General features: G+C 72.4%; 20 protein-coding genes. 11 read left to right on the top strand and 9 right to left on the bottom strand.

What is annotated here, in order from left to right:
- Both VIM26_RS09290 and VIM26_RS09295 read left to right on the top strand, forming a co-directional pair.
- Positions 1-371 (top strand): hypothetical protein (locus VIM26_RS09290; RefSeq protein ID WP_331950407.1); only part of this gene is annotated, 371 nt, incomplete at its 5' end.
- Entirely contained in the window at positions 368-1,513 is a 1,146-nt protein-coding gene (locus VIM26_RS09295; RefSeq protein ID WP_331950409.1) for a glycosyltransferase, read from the top strand. The genes VIM26_RS09290 and VIM26_RS09295, both read left to right, overlap by 4 nt.
- Before the next feature lie 9 nt (positions 1,514-1,522).
- Here VIM26_RS09295 and VIM26_RS09300 read toward each other — a convergent pair whose 3' ends face one another.
- The 4 genes from VIM26_RS09300 to VIM26_RS09315 form a co-directional block, all read right to left on the bottom strand.
- On the bottom strand, positions 1,523-2,299 hold the full coding sequence (locus VIM26_RS09300; RefSeq protein ID WP_331950411.1) for a 16S rRNA (uracil(1498)-N(3))-methyltransferase: 777 nt from the start codon (positions 2,297-2,299) through the stop codon (positions 1,523-1,525).
- Between the two features lie 31 nt (positions 2,300-2,330).
- Positions 2,331-3,461, bottom strand: a complete 1,131-nt coding sequence (dnaJ, locus tag VIM26_RS09305) for a molecular chaperone DnaJ (RefSeq protein ID WP_331950413.1) — start codon at positions 3,459-3,461, stop codon at positions 2,331-2,333.
- 76 nt (positions 3,462-3,537) lie between these two features.
- A complete protein-coding gene (gene hrcA, locus VIM26_RS09310; protein ID WP_331950415.1) occupies positions 3,538-4,560 on the bottom strand; it encodes a heat-inducible transcriptional repressor HrcA in 1,023 nt (340 codons plus the stop codon).
- Positions 4,561-4,683: 123 nt separating this feature from the next.
- Positions 4,684-5,610: a LysR family transcriptional regulator gene (locus VIM26_RS09315; RefSeq protein WP_331950417.1), complete on the bottom strand. Its 927-nt coding sequence runs from the start codon at positions 5,608-5,610 to the stop codon at positions 4,684-4,686.
- Between the two features lie 233 nt (positions 5,611-5,843).
- On the opposite strand from VIM26_RS09315, the gene VIM26_RS09320 reads away from it, so the two are divergent.
- The 7 genes from VIM26_RS09320 (at position 5,844) to VIM26_RS09350 (ending at position 11,836) form a co-directional block, all read left to right on the top strand.
- Entirely contained in the window at positions 5,844-6,677 is an 834-nt protein-coding gene (locus tag VIM26_RS09320; protein ID WP_414696466.1) for a DMT family transporter, read from the top strand.
- A gap of 140 nt (positions 6,678-6,817) precedes the next feature.
- Positions 6,818-7,021 carry a hypothetical protein gene (locus tag VIM26_RS09325; RefSeq protein ID WP_331950419.1) on the top strand — a complete coding sequence of 68 codons (204 nt, stop codon included), beginning with the start codon at positions 6,818-6,820 and terminating at the stop codon, positions 7,019-7,021.
- A gap of 32 nt (positions 7,022-7,053) precedes the next feature.
- Positions 7,054-8,205: an FIST signal transduction protein gene (locus VIM26_RS09330; RefSeq protein WP_331950421.1), complete on the top strand. Its 1,152-nt coding sequence runs from the start codon at positions 7,054-7,056 to the stop codon at positions 8,203-8,205.
- Between the two features lie 887 nt (positions 8,206-9,092).
- Positions 9,093-9,956: a DUF3097 domain-containing protein gene (locus tag VIM26_RS09335; RefSeq protein ID WP_331950423.1), complete on the top strand. Its 864-nt coding sequence runs from the start codon at positions 9,093-9,095 to the stop codon at positions 9,954-9,956.
- Between the two features lie 96 nt (positions 9,957-10,052).
- Complete coding sequence (locus VIM26_RS09340; protein WP_331950425.1) at positions 10,053-10,724, top strand: Type 1 glutamine amidotransferase-like domain-containing protein; 672 nt, start codon at positions 10,053-10,055, stop codon at positions 10,722-10,724.
- 123 nt (positions 10,725-10,847) lie between these two features.
- Positions 10,848-11,264 carry a DUF4870 domain-containing protein gene (locus tag VIM26_RS09345; RefSeq protein ID WP_331950427.1) on the top strand — a complete coding sequence of 139 codons (417 nt, stop codon included), beginning with the start codon at positions 10,848-10,850 and terminating at the stop codon, positions 11,262-11,264.
- Complete coding sequence (locus VIM26_RS09350) at positions 11,261-11,836, top strand: DUF4870 domain-containing protein (protein ID WP_331950429.1); 576 nt, start codon at positions 11,261-11,263, stop codon at positions 11,834-11,836. Before VIM26_RS09345 ends, VIM26_RS09350 begins: the two co-directional genes overlap by 4 nt.
- Before the next feature lie 97 nt (positions 11,837-11,933).
- On the opposite strand, the gene hemW is transcribed toward VIM26_RS09350, so the two are convergent.
- On the bottom strand, positions 11,934-13,190 hold the full coding sequence (gene hemW / locus VIM26_RS09355; protein ID WP_331950431.1) for a radical SAM family heme chaperone HemW: 1,257 nt from the start codon (positions 13,188-13,190) through the stop codon (positions 11,934-11,936).
- Positions 13,191-13,210: 20 nt separating this feature from the next.
- Positions 13,211-15,073, bottom strand: coding sequence for a translation elongation factor 4 (gene lepA / locus VIM26_RS09360; RefSeq protein ID WP_331950433.1), 1,863 nt, complete (start codon positions 15,071-15,073; stop codon positions 13,211-13,213).
- 300 nt (positions 15,074-15,373) lie between these two features.
- On the opposite strand from lepA, the gene rpsT reads away from it, so the two are divergent.
- The gene (gene rpsT / locus VIM26_RS09365) at positions 15,374-15,634 is read left to right on the top strand and encodes a 30S ribosomal protein S20 (protein WP_331950435.1); all 261 of its coding nucleotides are present in this window, start codon (positions 15,374-15,376) and stop codon (positions 15,632-15,634) included.
- Positions 15,635-15,740: 106 nt separating this feature from the next.
- Here the strand turns inward: rpsT and holA are convergent, their stop codons facing one another.
- Positions 15,741-16,772, bottom strand: coding sequence for a DNA polymerase III subunit delta (gene holA, locus VIM26_RS09370; RefSeq protein ID WP_331950437.1), 1,032 nt, complete (start codon positions 16,770-16,772; stop codon positions 15,741-15,743).
- Between the two features lie 223 nt (positions 16,773-16,995).
- Here holA and VIM26_RS09375 point away from each other — a divergent pair, with 223 nt between their 5' ends.
- Positions 16,996-18,180: a S53 family peptidase gene (locus VIM26_RS09375; RefSeq protein WP_331950439.1), complete on the top strand. Its 1,185-nt coding sequence runs from the start codon at positions 16,996-16,998 to the stop codon at positions 18,178-18,180.
- Positions 18,181-18,240: 60 nt separating this feature from the next.
- On the opposite strand, the gene VIM26_RS09380 is transcribed toward VIM26_RS09375, so the two are convergent.
- Positions 18,241-19,893, bottom strand: coding sequence for a ComEC/Rec2 family competence protein (locus tag VIM26_RS09380; RefSeq protein WP_331950441.1), 1,653 nt, complete (start codon positions 19,891-19,893; stop codon positions 18,241-18,243).
- Positions 19,894-19,897: 4 nt separating this feature from the next.
- A complete protein-coding gene (locus tag VIM26_RS09385; protein ID WP_331950443.1) occupies positions 19,898-21,178 on the bottom strand; it encodes a ComEA family DNA-binding protein in 1,281 nt (426 codons plus the stop codon).
- Positions 21,179-21,263: the final 85 nt, after the last annotated feature.

The following is a 21,263-nucleotide window of genomic DNA, read 5'->3' on the forward strand; positions in this document are numbered from 1 at the left end:
ACGTTTTGGTGCACTTTCGCTGCACTGAGCGCCGCACAGAGCGCTGCACTGAGGTCGAGCCGGCCGGCTGCCCGGACAGCGGGCCTTCGTCGCGGGTCGAGGGACGAGGGGGGCAGCGAGCCCGCGAACCCGGAGGTGTCGAACTCGGACACTGTTCGATCGGCGAGCTCGCGGCCGCACCGAGCGAACTCACGCTCGCCGATTCGCGCCGCCGCGAACTGGGAGTTGTTGTCGCGCTGGACGCCGAAATACGACAACGTCTCCCAGTTCGACGCGCAGCAAATCGTCCGCCCGCGCCCGAGCGCGACAGACTGTGCGGCGCGCCGCTGATGCGCGACCAGGAATGCCAGGACGACCGGGGGGGCGGGTGAGGCTGCTTTTCACCTTTGCCGGCGGCGAGGGCCACCTACAGCCGATGCTTCCGCTGGCGCGAACTGCCGCGGCCGCGGGCCACCAGGTCACGGTCACCGGCGCGAGGTCGCTGGGACCGACGGTGCGCGGCGCCGGGCTGGAGTTCGTCGCGACCGGTCCCGACGTCCGACCCCAGCGTCGCGCTCTGCAGGCCATCGACATGGAGAACGAGTACCGGGTGGTCAGGGAGCACTTCGCGGGCCGGCTGGCTGCGGCCCGGGCCGCAGCGCTGCTCCCGCTCTGCCAGGACCTGCGACCCGACGTCGTCGTCCGCGACGAGATCGACTTCGGCAGCGCCGTGGTGGCCGAGCGCCTGGGGATCCCGCACGCGAGCGTGATCGTGATCGGCGCGGGCTCGTTCGTGAAACCGGCGCGGATCGCGGAGCCGTTGAGCCTGCTTCGCGCCACCTACGGCCTGCCCGCCGATCCCGATCTGCTGATGTTGGCCCGGTATTTGGTGCTCTCGCCGTTCCCCGCCACGTTTCGCGACCCCGGCGACCCGCTTGCACCGACGGCGCACTACTTCCGCTCCGAGCCGAACCCTCCTCGCGGGGTCGGCTCCCGGCTCCTCGACCAGCTGGCCGGCCGGCGCGTGCTCTACATCACGCTCGGCACCATCTTCAACACCGAGTCCGGCGACTTGTTCAGCCGGGTTCTCGACGGAGCACGCCGGCTGCCGATCGAGGTGGTGGTCACGGTCGGCCGCGGCGTCGATCCGGCCGAGCTCGGGCCACAGCCGCCGCACGTGCACGTCGAGCAGTACGTGCCGCAGTCGTTGCTGCTCCCGCACTGTGACGCCGTGCTCAATCACGCCGGTTCGGGCAGCGTGCTGGGCGCGCTCGACCACGGCCTGCCGATGGTGTGCGTCCCGATGGGCGCAGACCAGGCGCTGAACGCCGCCCGATGCACCGCCCTTGGTGTCGGGCAAGAGCTCGACGCCCGCATGCTCACGCCCGACGACGTCCTTGCGGCCACCTCGGCGGCGCTCACCGAGCCCCGTTACCGCGACGCCGCGGCGCGACTTGCGGCCGAGATCTCCGCGATGCCCTCTACCGGGGACGCGGTCGCCCTGCTCGAGCAGCTCGCCGACCGGCCGACCTAGCAACCACCGTCAGGGCGCGTCCCAGCGGCCGAGCCGTTGGGCGAGCAGCGCGAGCGCGACCGGCCCGGCCGTCGACGTCCGCAGCACGTGCGGGCCGAGCCGGACGGCCTGCGCCCCGGCGCCGGTCAGCACGGCGAGCTCCTGCGCGCTGATCCCGCCCTCCGGGCCGACGACGACGAGCAGCTCGCGCGGCTGCGTGCCTGCGGTCGGCAGCACGACCGTGGACAGCGGCACGGCCGCTTCCTCGTGCAGCACGAGCGCCGCGCCACCCGCGTCGACCACGGACCGGATCCGCGCCGCGAGCCCACGCCCGTCGACGACCGTCTCGACCGCGGGCATCCGGGCCCGGCGGGACTGCTTCGTGGCGGCCCGCACCGTGCCCTGCCAGCGGGAACGGCTCTTCGCCGCGCGGTCGCCCCGCCAGACCACGATCGACCGCTCCGCCTGCCAGGGCAGCACGGCGTCCGCCCCGACCTCCGTCGCGGCCTCGATGGCCAGCTCGTCGCGGTCGCCCTTGGCGAGCGCCTGCACGAGCACGAGCGCGACGTCGGGCGCGGGTTCCTCGACGCGCTGGGTGACGAGCACGTGAACGCCGTCGGGCCCGGCTTCTTGGACGGTCCCGACGAGCCTGACCCCCGCGCCGTCGACCACGTCGACGCGCTCTCCGGCGCCGCGGCGCTGGACGACGCCCGCGTGGCGGCCCTCGGTGCCGCCGAGCAGGTAGACCGACCCGGCGTCGTACCCCGCGAGCGCGCCGGGCTCCGCGAGGAAGACCGGCGCGCTCACCGCGCGACGCGCGACGCGCGCAACGTCCGGGTCACCGGCCGGAGAGCTTGTCGCGCAGCTTGGAGAACACCTTGCCGTGCGCGCCGGAGAGCCGCGCCTCGGGGCGCTCCTCGCCGCGCAGCGTCGCGAGCCGAGTCAGGAGCTGCTCCTGCTCCTCGTCGAGCCCGGTCGGGACCAGCACGTCGACGTGCACGTGCAGGTCGCCGCGCCCGCCGACGTGCAGGTGCCCGACGCCGAGCCCCTTGAGCGTGAGGACGTGTCCCGGCTGGGTGCCCGGGCGCAGGTCGACGTCCTGGGCGCCGTCGAACGTGTCCAGCGAGAGCACCGTGCCCAGCGCCGCCGCGGTCATCGGCACCTCGAGGTTGCAGTGCAGGTCGTCGCCGCGCCGCACGAAGACGTCGTGCTGGCGCTCGCGGATCTCGAAGTAGATGTCGCCGGACGGGCCGCCGGCGGGGCCGACCTCGCCCTGACCGGTGAGCTTGATCCGGGTGCCGGTGTCGACGCCGGCGGGCACGTCGACCACGAGGGTCCGGCGCGAGCGGACGCGGCCCTCGCCCGAGCAGTCCGGGCAGGGCTCGGGGATCGTCGTCCCGAAGCCGTGGCAGGCCGCGCACGGGGAGGACGTCATCACCTGACCGAGGAACGAGCGCGCGACGCGCTGGACGACGCCGCGCCCGCCGCACACCTCGCAGGTACGCGGCGAGGTGCCCGGGCGGCAGCACGAGCCGGCGCACGTGGTGCACACCACGGCCGTGTCCACCTGGAGCTCACGCCGGACGCCGAAGACGGCGTCGGCGAGGTCCAGGTCGAGCCGGACCAGCGCGTCCTGGCCGCGGCGGGCCCGCGGGATCGGGCCGCGCTGGGCGCTCGCGCCCTGCTGGGCGCCGAAAAAGGTCTCGAAGATGTCCTGGAAGCCGAAGCCACCGCCGCCCATCCCGCCGCCGCTGGCCGACGACGGGTCGGAACCCATGTCGTACTGGCGGCGCTTCTCGGGGTTGGAGAGGACCTCGTAGGCCCGCGACACGTCCTTGAACATGTCCTCCGAGCCCTCGGCCTCGGCGACGTCCGGGTGGTGCTCGCGGGCGAGCTTGCGGTAGGCCTTCTTGATCTGCTCGGGGCTGGCGTCCCGGGCGACCCCGAGGATCTGGTAGTAGTCGCTCACTGGTCACTTTCTGCGTGCATTGCGGGTTCGGCGTGCCTGGCGGGTTCTGCGTACCTCGCGAGGCCGCAGGCTCGGGTCACCCGGCGAGCATCCGGGACAAGTAGCGTGCCACAGCCCGGACCGAGGCGATGGTGCCGGGGTAGTCCATGCGGGTGGGACCGATCGAACCGATGCGCGCGACGACGTCGCCGTCGCCCCCGTAACCGGTCGTCACGAAGCTCGTCTCGAGCAGCCCCTCGTGCTGGGTCTCGTGCCCGATCCGGACCGCGACCCCGACGGAGTCCTCGGCCATCTCGGTCAGCAGCCGCAGGAGCACGACCTGCTCCTCGAGGGCCTCGAGCACCGGGCTCAGCGAGTGTGTGAAGTCCGCTCCGCCACCGCGCGCGAGGTTCGCGGTGCCCGCGAGGACGATCCGTTCCTCGATCTCCTCGGCCAGGGTCTCCTCGATGATCGCGATCACCGAGCGAACCAGCGGGCGGTCGTCGGGCGCGAACGTGTCCGGCACGACGGCGAGCGCGCCCACGAGCTGGGCGAGGCGCCGGCCGAGCGCGACGGCGTTCAGGCGGGTCCGCAGCTCGGCGATCAGCACGTCCGTCGGCGGCCCGGCGAGCTCCAGGGTCCGCTGCTCGACGCGGCCGGTGTCGGTGATGATCACGACGAGCAGGCGGCGCTCGCCGACCATGACGAGCTCGAGGTGGCGCATCGCGGAGTGCCGCAACGAGGGGTACTGCACGACGGCGACCTGCTGGGTCAGCTGCGCGAGCAGCCGCACCGAGCGGTCCACGACGTCGTCCAGGTCGACCGCGTTGTCCAGGAAGACCTGGATGGCGCGCTTCTCGGGGCTGGACAGCGCCTTGACCGTGGAGAGCCGGTCGACGAAGAGTCGGTACCCCTTGTCGGTCGGTACCCGCCCGGCCGAGGTGTGCGGCTGGGCGATGTACCCGCCCTCCTCGAGGGCGGCCATGTCGTTGCGGATGGTCGCCGGCGAGACGCCCAGGCGGTGCCGCTCGACGAGCACGCGCGAACCGACGGGCTCACGTGTCTGGACGTAGTCCTCCACGATCGCGCGCAGCACATCCAGCCTGCGGTCCTCGACCATCACACCTCCTCGCGCAGCGTCCGGCGGATAGCACTCACCACCCGCGAGTGCCAATTCTACGCTGCCGGCCATACCCGGCGACTGAGCCGTGTCCGCGTGCTCGCGGGGCTCGGCGGCCGGCCGTCACGAGGCGGCCGCCGGGTGCCCGGCAACTCGCTCGCGGAAGAGTTCCAGGGCTCGGACGGACGCGGGGTGCCGCTCGACGGCGGCCTTGACCGCGAGGTAGACGCCGCGGACCGGCGTCGGGTCGACGATCGGCACCGCGACGACGCCGCGCGGCAGGTGCTGGGTGCCCAGGAGAGGGAGCACGGTGATCCCCACCCCGGCCGCGACGAACGAGAGGGCGCTGGCGTCGTCCGGGGTCTCGATCCGGAAATCGGGCACGAACCCCGCACCGGCGGCCGCGTCGAGCACGACCTGCCGGCACAGGCCGCGGTTGAAGTCGTTGTCGACCCATTGCTCGGATGCGAGGTCGCGCAGCGGGACCCTCGACCGTCCTGCCAGGGGGTGTGCTTCGGGTACGACGGCGACGAAGGGCTCGTCGAGCAGGTGGTGCACCGTGGAACCGGCGGGCGGACCCTCGACAGGCGGCCAGGGCCGGCCCGGGCCGCCGTAGCCGACGAATACCTCCAGGTCCGGGTCGGAGTCACCCGCCGCGCGCAGCTCGCTCAGCCGCAGGTCGAGACGCAGATCCGGGAACTCGCAGATCAGCACCGCGACGACTGCAGGGATCCAGGCTGCGCCCGCGCTCGCGAAGTAGCTGATCGACAGGGTTCCTACCCGCCCCGCGCGCAGGTCCCCCACCAGGGCCTCGATGCCGTTCATCGCCTCCAGCACGCCGCGCGCCCCGGCCGCAAGCGTGCGCCCGGCGGCCGTTGGCTCGATCCCGCGCCCGTGCCGCTCGACCAGCTGGAGCCCGGTCTCGCGCTGGAGCACGGTCAGCTGCTGACTGATCGCCGAGGGTGTGTACCCGAGCACCGCCGCGGCGGCACTCACGGAGCCGGTGGCCACGACGGTGCTGAGCACGCGCAGCCGGTGCAGGTCGATCATGGACGCAACGATACAGCGCTACTTAACAAAAATGAAGAAAGCATCGCTTGTGCTGATGCATCGTCGCTTGCCACGATCACCGCATGCCCCGTCCCCCGTCCCCCAGCACACCCTCCGCCGAGAGTGGAGTAACCGCCCGTTTGACGCGCGTCAGGAGGGCGGTTACTCCACTCTCGGCGGCGATCTCACCGCGCGGCGGGGGGTTCGCGATCGCTGCGGCTGGGGTGACGGTGGTGCTGTGGGCCTCGGCGTTCGTCGTTATTCGAGTCGTCGGCGCCGAGCTGTCCCCCGGGCCGATGGCGCTCGCCCGCGTCACCGTGGCCGCACTCGCGCTGACCGTGCCGACCGTGCTCAGCCGGCGCGGGCGACCGTTGCTCCCCCGGGGCCGAACCCTGATCCAGGTCTTCGCCTACGCCGCGGCGTGGTTCGCCGGCTACAACGTCGCCCTCAACGCCGCCGAGCGGCACATCGACGCCGGCGCCGCCGCGCTGGTCGTGAACATCGCGCCGCTGCTGATCGCCGTCGGCGCGGTCGCGTTTCTCTCCGAGCAGCTGTCCCGACCGCTGCTGCTCGGCTGCCTCGTCGCGTTCGGGGGCGTCGCGCTGATGGCGACGGGTGCCGGTTCGCCCGGCCACAACGACTCGGTCGGGCTCGTGCTCGGGGTGGTCGCGGCGGTGCTCTACGCCGGCGCCGTCCTGATCCAGAAGGTGATCCTTCGCGACCTGGACGGGCTGCACGCGACATGGCTCGGCTGCCTCGTCGGAGCGATCGCGCTGCTCCCGTTCGCACCGCAGCTGCTCGCGGAGCTGCCGACCGTCTCGGGCCGGGCAACCCTCGGCGTGGTCTACCTGGGCGTCTTCCCGACCGCCGTCGCGTTCACGACCTGGGCCTACGCGCTCAACCGGGTGCCCGCGGGCCGGCTGGGGCCGATCGGCTACCTGGTCACCGTCGTGTCGGTGACGATGTCGTGGCTCGTGCTGTCCGAGGTGCCGACCGCGCAGGTGCTGGTGGGTGGCGCGGTGTGCCTCGCCGGGGTCGCGATCAGTCGGTGGCACGGCCGGAACTGACCGGCCGGTGGCGGGCTCTCGACCACTCGTCCGGGGGCAAGACGTCCGTCCGACGGCTCAACGAGCTCAGGCGCCGGCCGATAGGTCGGCAGTACGGCGCGCCGTCGAGGCGCGACCTGAGTCGATGGAGGAAACCGCAGATGTCGTCGTTCAGAGCACTCGACCAAGTGGCCAGCGCGCTGCTGTCGTCCGTCGGGAGCGAGGTGTCGTTCCGCTCGGTCTCCACGCGAGTGCTGCTCCGGACCGGCGTCAACCTCCGGATGCCGAAGCCCACCCAGGCGTCGGACCCGGTCGCGATCGGCAAGGTCGTGTCCGCTCTCACCGACATGGGGTACCAGCTGTGACCGGCCGCCCGCTCGACTCCACTGGAGGAACGATGAACAGCTCGACCACCTCGAACCGCGCGGCACGCGCCTATGCGACCGGGACCGCTCGCGAAGCGGTCGACGCGGTCTCCTCGGAGCTGCGCGACGGCCTGGCCGGACAGGACGCCGCCGTCGTGCTCTTCTTCGCCTCCTCGGCCTACGAACCGGGCGACCTCGCCGGCCCGCTCACGGCACGCTTCCCCGAAGCGGTCGTGCTGGGCTGCTCGACCGCAGGGGAGTTCACGAACGTGTTCTCCGGGATCGGGGGCATCAGTGCCGTCGCCCTGCCGACGTCGGTCATCTCGCGGCGCGCGGCGGCCCTCGCGGACCTGACCGCCGACATCGCCGCCGGCACCGCCGAGGCGGTGCGGGCGATCGAGGCCGAGCTCGGGACCGAGCTACGGACCCTCGACCCCGCCCGCAACCTCGGTCTCGTGCTCATCGACGGCATGCACGGCGCCGAGGAGGAGGTCAACATCGCGCTCGGCAACGCCGCGCCGGTGCTCGACATCGTCGGGGGCTCGGCGGGCGACGACCTCATGTTCAAGAACACCTGGGTGTCGGTCGGCGACCGGGTCTCCTTCCACGGCGCGGCACTCGTGGTGTGCGAGACGACCGGTCCGTTCACGGTCCTGAAGACCTGCACCTTCACCCCCACCGGGGCGGTGCTGCAGGTCACCAAGGCCGACACCACCGAACGCGTCGTGCACGAGTTCGACGGCCGACCCGCGGTCGAGGCGTACGCCGAGGCGATCGGCCGCGACCCGGCCGACCTCGACAGCTCGGCGTTCATGGAGCACCCGGTCGGGCTGATGATCGACGACGCCCCGTTCATCCGCAGCCCGCAGCAGCTCACGGGTACCGGCGGCATCAAGTTCTACGCCCAGATCCTCGAAGGCATGGAAGTCGACGTCATGCAGTCGGGCGAGATCGTCGCCGAGACGTCCGCCGCGTTCGCGGCCGCCGTGAGAAGGATCGGCGGGGTGGCGAGCGGCGCGGTGCTCTTCAACTGCATCCTGCGCCGGCTGGAGCTCGATGCGAAGGGTGAGACCGACGCATTCGTCAACGTGCTCAAGGACGTGCCGCTCGCGGGCTTCCACACCTACGGCGAGACGTGGCTCGGGCACATGAACCAGACCCTGACCGGAGTGGTCTTCAGCTGAGCGCCTGCTGAGCGCCGATTGCGAGGGACGCTCGCGAGCGAGCAGTTCGATGCCTGTTCGCGCAATCGGTCGCCCGTCACGGCCGAGCACCGTCCACACACGTGGTCGCGAGACCGCCCGTCCTCGTCGAGATGCGAGTTGTTGTCGTCAGATCCGCGAAACACGACAACAACTCGCATCTCGGCGCACAAACGAGCCCTGGAGTCGGCTTGAGCTCGTCTTTCGACGCTTGCATCGACTCCGGCGACCCTTCGCTCGAGGAGCGTATGGGCGGACCGGACGAGAGATTCGGCGCCGAGATCCCCTTCCCCAGCGGGCCCCGTCGTCGCCAAGTGAGCACCGCCAGCACGAATATCCACCACAAGTCACGCACTGTTTACCCGCGCACCCCGGACGAGCCGCCGAGTTCGTCATTTTCATTCGAGTTCGCCGTTTTCGCCGTTCGCCCGACGAACTCGCGTCGAAACGACGAACTCGCCAGCGACCAACGTCGGGCGGCGGCTGACGGCCGGCGGCTCGCACGAGATATCCCTGTGCGGCCCGGCGTCGGCGCACGAGCGCCGACGTCGGTCGACACGTCGGTGCAGCGGGTCGACGCGTCAGTGCAGCCCTCAGTGCAGCCAAAGTGCACCCAGGGTGCGCGTTCGCTGCACAGAGGGCTGCATAGAGACTCACCCATGCCCGACGGTGCGCGAAGCGGCGCCAGCAGCTCCCCCACCCTCGAGTTCGCCCTTTTGAGCCGAGTTCGTCGGTCTCGGTTGAACCGGCGAACTCGCGTCAGAATGACGAAATCGAGCCGCAGCACCAGGGCGCGGGCGCGGGCGCGGGCGCGGGCGCGGGCGCGTGTCCGCCCGGGAAGTCGGGGGCTCACGCCCTAGGCTGCCGCGGTGAGCCCAACGGATCGGTACCGCAACGACATCCTCGCCGCCGGCTCGGACGGGGGCCACGCTCCCCGGCGGCCTACGTCGACGCCCATGACCGCGACGCCCGGTCTCGTGGTCGAGGACGTGACCTCGGGCTGGGTGGGCGCCGTCGTGCGCGTGGAGAAGTCGGGCGGCATGCACGTCGTCGTCCTCGAGGACCGTCGCGGCGCGACCCGGACGTTCGCGCTCGGCCCGGGCTTCTGGGTCGACGGCGCGCCCGTCGTGCTCACGGCACCCAAGGGCCCGGCGGCGCCGGCCAGGCCGAGCCGGACGGCGTCGGGCTCGGTCGCGGTGCACGACACGCCGGCGCGGGTCGCCCGGGGGTCCCGGATCTGGGTCGAGGGCAAGCACGACGCCGAGCTCATCGAGAAGGTCTGGGGCGACGACCTGCGCGTGGAGGGCGTCGTCGTGGAGCTGCTCGACGGCGTCGACAATCTCGCCGACGCGCTGCGGGACTTCGCCCCCGAGCCGGGGCGGCGCGTCGGGGTCCTCGTCGACCACCTGGTGCGCGGGTCCAAGGAGAGCCGGATCGCCCACGACGCCCTGCGGATCGCACCGGCGGGAACGGTCCTGGTGCTCGGGCACCCGTACGTCGACGTCTGGCAGGCGGTGCGGCCCGAGCGGGTCGGGCTCGCGGCGTGGCCCACGATCGAGCGCGAGACCGAGTGGAAGCTCGGGATCCTGCGCGAGCTCGGCTGGCCGGCTGCCGAGCAGGCCGACGTCGCGCGGGCCTGGAAGCGGATCCTCGCAGCCGTGCGCAGCTACGCGGACCTCGAACCATCGCTGCTCGGCCGGGTCGAGGAGCTCATCGACTTCGTCACGGCCTAGGCCGACGTCGGCGCGAGCCCCGGCTCGTGACTCCGGCCCCAGGTCATGGGGCCGTCGGGACCGGGTTGACCGGCCGGCGGATGGCACGATCGACGGGTGACGGGATCGGTGTTCCTCGGTGGCGGCGGCTCCGAGTGCGATGAGGCGCCGCTGTGGGACGAGCTGTTCGAGTCCGGCCAGCGGGTGCTGTACCTGCCCTTCGCGCTGCCGGCCTCGGAGCACGGGCGCGGCCGGAGCTGGCTGCGCGACAGCCTTGCGCCCCGCGGACGGTTCGACCTGGAGATGTGGACGCTCCTCCCCGGGCGCGGCGCGCCAGACCTCGAGAGCTTCGACGTCGTCTTCGTCGGCGGCGGGAACACCTTCGACCTTCTCGACCACCTGCAGCGGCACGACCTCCTGTCACCGTTGCGCGACTACGTCGCCACCGGCGGGCGGCTGTACGGGGGCAGCGCGGGAGCGGTGCTGCTCGGTGCCGACATCGCGATCGCCGAGAGCGCGGACCCGAACGACGCCGGGGTCACGAACACCGCGGGTCTCGACCTGATCGCGGGCCTCGTCGTCCGCCCGCACTACACACCGGAGCTGGACCCCGAGCTGAGCCTGCGGGCCGCGAGCACGGGGGAAACCATCCTGGCCATCCCCGAACGCGGCGGGGTGGTGGTCACCGGCGACATCGCGCGCTGCGTCGGCCCGCAGGACGTCACGGTGATCGGCGCCGCGCGCCGCACATTTCACCCGGCCGGCCGGAGCTGGCGGCTCCTCGCCTAGCGCCTGCCCGCGCGCGCCCTCGACCTGCGAACACTGGTCTTTGGGAGTGCGTTCTGGCTAGTCTTTGACGTGGGCAACTGGCCGCCCGGTCAGCTTGTCCCTGCATCCGGCGAAAGGCCCACAATGTCTGAGCAGAACCCGCCACAGCCCCCCGGCGGAAACCAGCCCCCGAACTACGACCCCCCGCCGCCGCCCTACGGCGCTCCGGTCCCGCTCGATGACGCCCAGACTCGGCAGTGGGCCGGCCTCGCGCACCTCGGCGGGATCCTGTTCTTCCTGCCGTCGCTCATCATCTGGCTCGTCTATCGCGAGCGCAGCGCGTTCGTCGGCCAGGAGGCCAAGAAGGCGCTCAACTTCCAGATCACCGTGGCCCTCGGCTACGTGGCCTGCACCATTCTCGCGATTGCCGGGGTCCCCCTCACCGGATTGCTGCAACTCGCCGTCTGGATCGTCGCCATCGTCTTCTCGGTCCAGGGCTACCAGGCGGTCCAGCGCGGCCAGGCGTACAAGTACCCGTTCTCCCTGGAGCTGATCAAATGACCGCGAACCCGCCCGAGAACGCCGACCCGCCGCAGGACGGGCCCGATTCGCCGCCGTCGCCCGGGTACGCGGCCCCGCCGCCACCTCCGGGGTACGCGGCACCACCCCCGCCGGCTCCCGGGTACGCGCCCCCGCCGGCTCCCGGGTACGCGGCTCCACCGCCTCCGGCCGGGTACGCCGCGCCGCCCCCGGCGTACGGCGCGCCGCAGGGTGCATACCCGCCGCCCGCGTACGGCGTCGCGCCCCCGCTCTCCCAGTCCGACCAACAGCTGTGGTCGGTGCTCTCGCACATCGGTGGCGTGTTCGTCTCGTTCGTTGTTCCGTTGGTGGTCTGGCTCGTGTTCAAGGGCCGCGGCGCGTTCGTGGAGGACCAGGCGAAGGAAGCGCTGAACTTCCAGATCACGCTCCTGATCGCCTACATCGCGGGCGGCGCGCTCAGCTTCATCGGGGTCGGCCTGATCATCCTGTTCGCGGCGTGGGTCCTGTCGATCGTGTTCGCCATCATGGCCGCCGTGAAGTCCAGCCAGGGCGAGCTGTACCGGTACCCGATCAGCATCCGCATGATCACGTGAGCCGTCGTCGGACATGACGCTCAGCGACGCACGAACGGGGCCCCGCCCGGGTTGACCTGGCGGGGCGTCGTTGCGTCTCGATCGGGAGCGGTGCGGTTCAGTCCGTCAGCGCACGCACGACGGCGTCCGCCAGCAGCCGACCGCGCAGCGTGAGCAGCACGCGGCGCTCGCCGCCGTCCGCGCCGAGCGCGGCCCGACCGTCGAGCAACCCGTCCGCGACCAGGGCCGCGACCTCGCGCCTGGCCCGTTCGGACAACCGGTCCAGGGGCAGGCCGCCGGACAGCCGGACGCCGAGCATCACCCGCTCGAGCTGCGCGGTCGCGGCGTCGAGCGTCTCGCGGCCCGCGGCGGGACTCCGCCCGGCCTCGAGCCGCCCCGCGTAGGCCCGGGGGTGCTTGACGTTCCACCAGCGCAGGCCGCCGTCCGGGGCGCCGCCGACGTGCGAGTGGGCACCCGGTCCGATGCCCCACCAGTCGTCGCCGCGCCAGTACGCGAGGTTGTGCCGGCAGGCCTGCTCGGGCGTGCGCGACCAGTTGCTCACCTCGTACCAGTGCAGGCCGCCCGCGGTCAGCAGGTCGTCGGCGATCTCGTACTTGATCGCCTGGTCCTCCTCGGTCGGCAGCGCGAGCTCCCCGCGGCGGACCTGGACCGCCATCTTGGTGCCCTGCTCGACGACGAGCGCGTACGCCGAGACATGGTCGACGCCGGTCGCCAGCACCGCCTTCAGGCTCGCCCGCCAGTCGTCGACGGACTCCCCCGGCGTGCCGTAGATGAGGTCGAGCGACACGGCGAGGCCGGCGTCCTTCGCCCAGCGCACGACGTCGGGGATCCGAAGCGGGTCGTGCGTGCGCTCGAGGGTTGCGAGCACGTGCGGCTGGGCGGACTGCATGCCGAACGAGACGCGGGTGAACCCGGCCGCGGCCAGCTCGGCGAGCGAGGCGGGCGTCACCGAGTCGGGGTTCGCCTCCGTGGTGACCTCGGCGTCGGGGGCCAGGCCCCACGCGGACCGGGCGCCGTCGAGCATCCGCGCGAGGTCGCCCGGAGGCAGCACCGTCGGGGTCCCGCCGCCGACGAAGACGGTCGAGAGCGGACGCGCGGGCAGCCCGGCGCGCTCCATGACGCCTGCCGCGAGCCGGATCTCGCGCAGCGCGGTGTCCGCGTACGCGTCCTGGTTCGCCCCGCCGCCGAGCTCGCTCGCGGTGTACGTGTTGAAGTCGCAGTAGCCGCAGCGCACCGTGCAGAACGGGACGTGCACATACAGCCCGAACGCCCGCTCAGCGGCGCCGGCCGCGACAGAGCCCGGCAGCGCGCCGTCGTCGGGCGCCGCATCCCCGTCCGGAAGTGCAGGACTCATCTCTCCCTCTCACCGGAGGTCTACTTCTTTTTGGTTTCGGGGGCGTCGGAGGACAGGGCTGCGATGAACGCCTCTTGGGGGACCTCTACCCGGCCGATGGTCTTCATGCGCTTCTTGCCCTCCTTCTGCTTCTCGAGCAGCTTGCGCTTGCGGGTGATGTCCCCGCCGTAGCACTTGGCGAGGACGTCCTTGCGGATCGCGCGGATCGTCTCGCGCGCGATCACGCGGGCGCCGATGGCGGCCTGGATCGGCACCTCGAACTGCTGGCGCTGGATGAGCACCCGGAGCTTGCCGACCATCATCACGCCGTACGCGTAGGCCTTGTCCTTGTGCACGATCGCGCTGAACGCGTCGACCTGCTCGCCCTGGAGCAGGATGTCGACCTTGACCAGGTCGGCGACCTGCTCGCCGGTGGGCTCGTAGTCGAGCGAGCCGTAACCGCGGGTCTTGGACTTGAGCTGGTCGAAGAAGTCGAACACGATCTCGGCGAGCGGCAGCGTGTACCGCATCTCGACGCGGTCCTCGGAGAGGTAGTCCATGCCGAGCAGGTCCCCGCGGCGGGCCTGGCACAGCTCCATCACGGCACCGATGAACTCCGCCGGGCACAGGATGGTGGCCCGGATGACCGGCTCGCGGATCTCGCCGACCTTGCCGCTGGGGAACTCGCTCGGGTTCGTCACGGTGACCACGGACTTGTCCTCGAGGGTCACCTGGTACACGACGTTGGGCGCCGTGGAGATGAGCTCGAGGTCGAACTCGCGCTCAAGGCGCTCGCGCACGATCTCGAGGTGCAGCAGACCGAGGAAGCCCACGCGGAACCCAAAGCCGAGGGCGACGGACGTCTCCGGCTCGTACGCCAGGGCGGCGTCGTTGAGCTTGAGCCGGTCGAGCGCGTCGCGCAGCGCCGGGTAGTCCGAGCCGTCGATGGGGTAGAGCCCCGAGAAGACCATGGGCCGCGGGTCGCGGTAGGCACCGAGCGACTCGGCCGCCGGCTTGTGCGCGTTGGTGACGGTGTCCCCGACGCGGGACAGGCGAACGTCCTTCACACCGGTGATCAGGTAGCCGACCTCGCCGACGCCCAGGCCCTTGGTGACCACGGCCTCCGGGGAGATGACGCCGACCTCGAGCAGGTCGTGGGTCGCCCGGGTCGACATCATCACGATCTTCTCGCGCGGGGACAGCGCGCCGTCCTTCACCCGCACGTAGGTGACGACGCCGCGGTAGGCGTCGTACACCGAGTCGAAGATGATGGCGCGCGCGGGAGCGTCCGGGTCCCCGACCGGGGCCGGGATGGTCGCGACGATCTTGTCGAGCAGCTCGGTGACGCCGACGCCGGTCTTGCCCGAGACCCGCAGGCACTCCTCCGGCTCGACGCCGATGAGCTTGGCGAGCTCCCGGGCGTACTTCTCCGGCTGCGCCGACGGCAGGTCGATCTTGTTCAGCACCGGGATGATCTGCAGGTCGTTCTCGAGCGCCAGGTAGAGGTTGGCGAGCGTCTGGGCCTCGATGCCCTGAGCGGCGTCGACCAGCAGCACGGCCCCCTCGCACGCGGCGAGGGAACGGGAGACCTCATAGGTGAAGTCGACGTGCCCGGGGGTGTCGATCATGTTCAGCGCGTACGGGGTCCCGTCGACCTCCCACGGCATCCGCACGGCCTGCGACTTGATCGTGATGCCGCGCTCGCGCTCGATGTCCATCCGGTCGAGGTACTGCGCCCGCATGGCCCGCGAGTCGACGACACCGGTGGCCTGCAGCATGCGGTCCGCGAGCGTGGACTTGCCGTGGTCGATGTGCGCGATGATGCAGAAGTTGCGCAGCAGCTCCGGCGGGGTCGACGCGGGCTGGATGCGCTGGCTCAGCGCTTCGCTGGGGATCGGGGACAAAGGGGTGGCGCTCCGAGATCGTCAAGGGATGGCAGGCGCCGTCAAGGCGAGAACTCCCCATGGTCCCACGCCGCGGCCTCGTGCGAAGATTCGCACCCCCTGACCTGGCCGTTCCCGCGCCGCGACCGTCGCTCGCTTTGGACCCGGCCGGGCTGGTAACATCGGTCCTCGCGTGTCCGCCCAGGTCGGCGGGCACAGTTCCAGCTCCTTTCCGCGGGTGTCCCCACGCCCCAGTCCCGGAGCTGGGCAGCCCTCTAGACCTGTCTGATCCATTCTCGAACGCCAAAGAGAGTCCAACACGTGGCAAACATCAAGTCCCAGATCAAGCGCATCGGTACCAACGAGAAGGCGCGCCTGCGTAACAAGGCCGTGAAGTCGGAGCTTCGGACGCACGTCCGCCGCGTCCGCTCGGCCGTCGCCGGCGGCGACAAGGGCGCCGCAACCGTCGCGCTCGTCGCGGCGTCGACCAAGTTCGACAAGGCCGTCTCCAAGGGCGTCATTCACGAAAACCAGGCTGCCAACAAGAAGTCGGCACTTGCGAAGGTCGTCAACTCGCTCTGACGCACGCACCCGCAGGATTCGAGGGCGTCACCCCGGCCGGGGTGACGCCCTCGCTGTCTGTCGCGGGGTCGTCCCCGACGGCGACCCGGCGCGCGCGGCCGCCGGGTCAGTTGCCGCGGGCCGCCGACGACACTCTCAGCACCGCACGCTCGACGGCGAACACCGGGTCCCGCCCGGCGCCCTTGACCTCCGCGTCCGCCTGCGCGACGGCGGTGATCGCCGACGCGAGCGCCTCGGGGGTCCAGCCGGAGAGGTCCTTCAGGGCGCGATCCACCTGCCACGGGGCGAGCCCGAGGTCGCCGACGGCGGCCGCACCGCGCCCGCGGGTGGCCGCCACCTTCGCTAGCACCCGCAGCTTGGCGGCGATCGCGGCGACCAGGGGCACCGGGTCGGCGCCGGTCGCGAGAGCGTGCCGCAGCAGCGCGACGGCCTGGCCGGTGTGGCCGGCGATCGCGGCATCCGCGACCCGGAAGCCGGTGGCCTCGATCCGGCCACCGTAGTAGCGCGCGACGACCTCGGCCCCGATCACGCCGGTGGTGTCGGCCACGAGCTGCGCGCAGGCCGCGGCGAGCTCGCGCAGGTCCGCACCGACCGCTTCGACCAGGGCGCGCGCCGCCGCGGCGTCGGCCCGGCGACCCGCGCGCCGCAGCTCGGCTGAGGCGAACGCCACCTTCTCGGCGTCCTTCTTGATCGGCTCGCACGCGATGCTCGGGGCACCGGAGGACTTCACGGCGTCCAGCAGCTTCTTGCCGCGCTGACCACCACCGTGCACCAGCGCGAGCACAACGTCGTCGGCCGGGAAGTCGAGGTAGGCGAGGGCGTCGGCGATCAGCTCCGCGGTGGCCTGCTCGACCCCCTGCACGACGACGACCCGCGACTCCCCGAAGAGCGACGGGCTCGTCACGACGCCCAGCGTCCCGCTGGTGTAGCCGGCGCCCTCGAGGTGGGTGACCTCGACCTGAGGGTCGCGCTCGCGCGCGGCGGCGATCAACCCGGCGACGGCCCGCTCGCCCAGCAGGCGCTCGGCACCGGTGACGAGCACGACGGGGGCCAGCTCGACCGCGTCCCAGGACAGCACGGGACCCCGACGGGCCGACGACGGGCGTGCGGACGAGGGGCGACGCTCGGCGGGTGGCACCAGGCCAGCCTGCCATGAGCCACCGACATGTCCGGCGTGCATCGCGGGGTGCGGGCGGCGTCGGCTGGGCCTTATGGGCGAATACGCCACGAATGCGCGACGAGTTGGTCGAGATTTCCCCGCACGAATCGGTTTGACAGTGCAAGGTAGCCTTGTCGTCAAGGTCACGGGCGACGCCCACCCACCGAACGTCACGGGGTGGGACCTAGGAAAAGGACTCCTCATGCGCAGTCGCCCCATCGTGATGATTGCCGCAGCTGCGGCGAGCCTGGTGTTACTGCCCGGCGTCGCCGTGTCCGCGCCGGCTGCCTCGGCCCACGCACGCAGCGCCAGGGTGTGTGCGACGCCGGCGGTGGGGTTCGCGTCGTGTCACGCACTGATCCGCACCGACGTCGCCCCGCTCGCGAAGCCCGGCCCGAACGTCACCCCCCAGGGCTACGGCCCCACCGACATCCAGTCGGCGTACAACCTCGCGGGCGCCTCGGCGGCCGGCCGCACGGTCGCGATCGTCGATGCGTATGACGACCCGACCGCCGAGGCCGACCTCAAGGTCTACCGCGCGCAGTTCGGGCTGCCCGAGTGCACCACGGCCAACAGGTGCTTCAAGAAGGTCAACCAGACCGGCGGTACCAAGGCGCCCCGCGTCAACGGTGGCTGGGCGCAGGAGATCAGCCTCGACCTCGACATGGTCTCCGCGGCCTGCCCGAGCTGCCACATCCTGCTCGTCGAGGCCAGCTCCGCCTCGTTCGCCAACCTGGGGACCGCGGTGAACACCGCGGCGAGAGCCGCCGGGGTCGTCGCGATCTCGAACAGCTACGGCGGCGGCGACGCGGCCGACACCACCTACGGTTCGTACTACAACCACCCGGGGATCGCGATCACCGCCTCCACGGGTGACAGCGGGTATCAGGGTGGGTCGTTCCCGGCCTCGTCCTCGTACGTGACCGCGGTCGGCGGTACCTCGCTGACCAGGTCGGCGACGACTCGCGGGTGGAGCGAGTCGGTCTGGAGCGGTGCCGGGTCCGGCTGCTCGGCGTACAACATCAAGCTGGACGCCGCAGCGACGTCCGACACCGGCTGCGCCAAGCGCGCGATGGCCGATGTGTCGGCCGTGGCCGACCCTGCGACGGGAGTTGCCGTCTACGACTCGACCGCCTACCAGGGCTTCTCCGGCTGGATGGTCTTCGGCGGTACGAGCGCGTCGGCCCCGATCATCGGCGCGGTGTATGCGTTGTCCGGCAACACCGCCGGATACGCCAACGCGCTGCCGTACCAGAACTCGGCCGCGCTGAACGACGTGACGACGGGCTCCAACGGCAGCTGCCCCACGATCCAGTGGTGCACGGCGCGCGCCGGATGGGACGGTCCGACCGGGCTGGGTACCCCGAACGGCGCGGCGGCGTTCTGACCTGATCTGACCTGACCTGATCTGATCTGACCTGCGCGACGCACGTGAGGCCTGCCTGCCTCACGGGCGTCGTGTACGACGGCGGCCGGCCGGCCGGCTCGCGGACAGCAGTCCCCCGAGCCACCGTCGCCGGAGCAGGTCGCGGTTCGCGATACCGACGCCGGCCGCCACCGTCGCGGCACCGAGCAACACGGCGCCGCCCGCCCCGCCCGGCCAGGGCAGCTGCGCGCCCGGCAGCCCGGCGCAGACCCGCGCCACCTCGGCGATCCACCACGCGGACCACCCGGCGACCTGCGCGAGCATCGCGCCGCCCCACGACCACCACGGGGCGACGAGCGCAGCGAGCACGCCGGCCACCGTGGCCGGCACGAGGGCGGGGGCCGCGACGAGGTTCGCCGGGACGGCAAAGGGCGACAGGGCAGGGTTGAGCAGCACGATGACGGGCGCGCAGGCGGACTGCGCGGCGAACGGGACCGCGATCGCGTGCGCGAGCAGGTCGGGCAGCCCGCGCGCGAGCCACCGGGTCAGCGGTTCGGTGAGCAGCACGATCCCCGCCGTTGCGAGCACCGAGAGCACAAACCCGTAGCTGCGGGCCAGCCACGGGTCCACGACGAGCAGCGCGATCACGGTCGCCGCGAGGGCCGGGATCGCCCGGGACGGTCGCCCGAGCAGGAGACCGCCGACCCCGACGGCACCCATCACGGCGGCGCGGAGCACGCTCGGCTCGGGGTGGACGAGGAGCACGAAGAGGGCCATCACGGCAGCGACGACGCCGACTCGGACGGGGCGGGACAGGCCGGCGAGGACCGTCAGGCCGAGCACGGCCGCGCCGATGATCGCGAAGTGGGCACCCGAGACCGCGGTCACGTGGGTCAGCCCGGACACCTTCATCGCGGCGGTGAGCTCCGGCGGCATCCGGGTGGTGTCCCCGACCGCGATGCCGGGCACCAATCCCCGCGGATCGGGGTCAAGCCGGTCCGACGCGTCCAGCAGCGCATGCCTGATCCGCCGCACGACCCGGTCGACGACGCCCGGCGGGTCCACCTGTCTCGGTGGCCCGCGGGCTGCGAGCAGCGCGAACGCGACCTCGCCGGGTTCGGCGGGCGCCAGCCTGCCGGTGGCCTGGACCCGCGACCCGTAGGCGACGTCGGCCCACGCCGGTCCCCCGAGCACTAGGACGGGTGCGGCGGCCGACCCGGCGCGAGCCCGGCCGCTGATCTGCTCGACGCCCAGCTCGATCCGGTAGCGCGTCTGTTGGCCGCCCGATCCGGCCGGGTTGAGGACCGGCTGCGGTTCGGAGCGGACCGTGCCGACCACGCGCACTGTCGCCCGCTCGTCGAGCAACGCACCCAGCGGTCCGGACCCCCGGGCCCGGAGCTGGCCCGCCCCGGCGAGCGCGACCGCTGCCACCACGACAAGCAGGAGCAACACGTGACCGGTTGCGCGAGATGCTGGTTCGGCACCCCGTCCGGCCGCGGCCCGGGGACCGCTGCTGGCCTCGGCCCTGCCTGCGGGGACCGCCGGCCGGCCGGCGCTCTGCGGTCCCGTCCTACGTCGCGCGACGGTCCACAGTCCGACCAGCCCCGCGCCGGCGCACGCCGCACAGCCGAGAGCGACGGCCGCTGCGACCGGCAGCACGACGACGACAAGCGCCGTCCCCCAGGCCGTGATCGCGGCGGGCGCGAGGCGCAGATCGGCGTGGGACGTCCGCACCCGCTCAGACCTTCACCAGGTCGCGCAGCTTTGCGAGAACCTTGTCCCCGATGCCCGCGACCTCGCCGAGCTCGGTGACGTCCGTGAACCGTACGTGCTCGCCGCGCCAGTCCAGGATCCGTTGGGCGAGCACCGGGCCGATTCCCGGCAGCGCGTCGAGCGCCGCGAGATCGGCGGTGTTCAGGTCGACGATCGGGGCCTTCGTCGCCGCCGGGGCCGCGCCCGTGCCGTTCGTTCCGGCGACCGGCCCGCCCGGCGCGGGCACGATGATCTGCTCGCCATCGGCGACGACCCGCGCCAGGTTGATCGCGGCGAGGTCGGCCCCGGGCGCCGCGCCGCCCGCGGCCGCGACCGCATCCGCGACCCGCGAGCCGGCCGGCAGCTGGATCACCCCGGGCCTGCGGACCTTGCCCACCACGTCCACCAGGACGGTCCCCGCGCCCGACGTCGCCCCGGAGGCCCCCGCGGACGTTCCCGCGGCGAACGTTCCCGCGGGAACGGGTCCCGCCGTACCGGTGCCCGACCCAGGTGCAGCACCGCCCGTCGACGCGGTGGGGCGACCCGACGGGTCGATCGTCGTCGCGCCGGGCGCCGACGGTCCGACCGGCTTCGGGACCGTCGCCACGGGCATGGTCGGCGCCGCGAGCGTGGCCCGCACGATGACCCCGCCAGCGAGCAGCGCGATCGCGATCCCGGCGACGACGGCCAGCCGCACGCTCAAGTGCCAGCGCTGTCCCGATTCGACATCGGGGCGCGGGTGCTCGAGCGGGTGGCCGTGCGCCGCCGTGTAGCTGGCCGCCGCGGCGCCCAGCGCGCCCGCCCGCATCCGCGCCACGACGTCCCGAATGTCGTTCTCATCCGGAAGGCGATCACCCAGCTCCTCGGCGACCGCCTCTGGTTCTTCGGCCGCGGCCAGCGGTGCACGCTCCGGCGACCGATTTTCGGGTGAGTCCCGCTCGGACCGCTCCCGCTCACGCTCCCGCGGCCAACGCCCCCGCAGTTCACGCCCCCGCGGCCCGCCCTCCGGCAGCTCAGGTTCCGGCGGCTCGCCGTCGGGGATCCAGCTGTCGGGCGACTCATCCGAGGACCCACCCTCAGGTGGCTGACCATCAGCGGCGTCGCCGGGACGAGCGTCGCCGACCCAGATCGGCGCCTGCGGCACCCACCCGAGCGCAGACGAATCAGCTGCTCGCGCCTGCGGGGGCGCGACCTGCACGCGCCACTGCGCGAGCCGGTGCAGGCGTTCGCGCGCGGCGCGCTCGACGGGTTCTGGAGCGCGAGCCATTCCCGCACGCTAGGTCGGCCCCACCCCCGCGCGCCCCGCCAACCCCGAACCCTGTGGACACCCGCCCCAAACCCAAGCCTGTGGG

Source organism: Pengzhenrongella sp. (genome assembly GCF_036565025.1).
Taxonomy (GTDB): Bacteria; Actinomycetota; Actinomycetes; order Actinomycetales; family Cellulomonadaceae; genus Pengzhenrongella.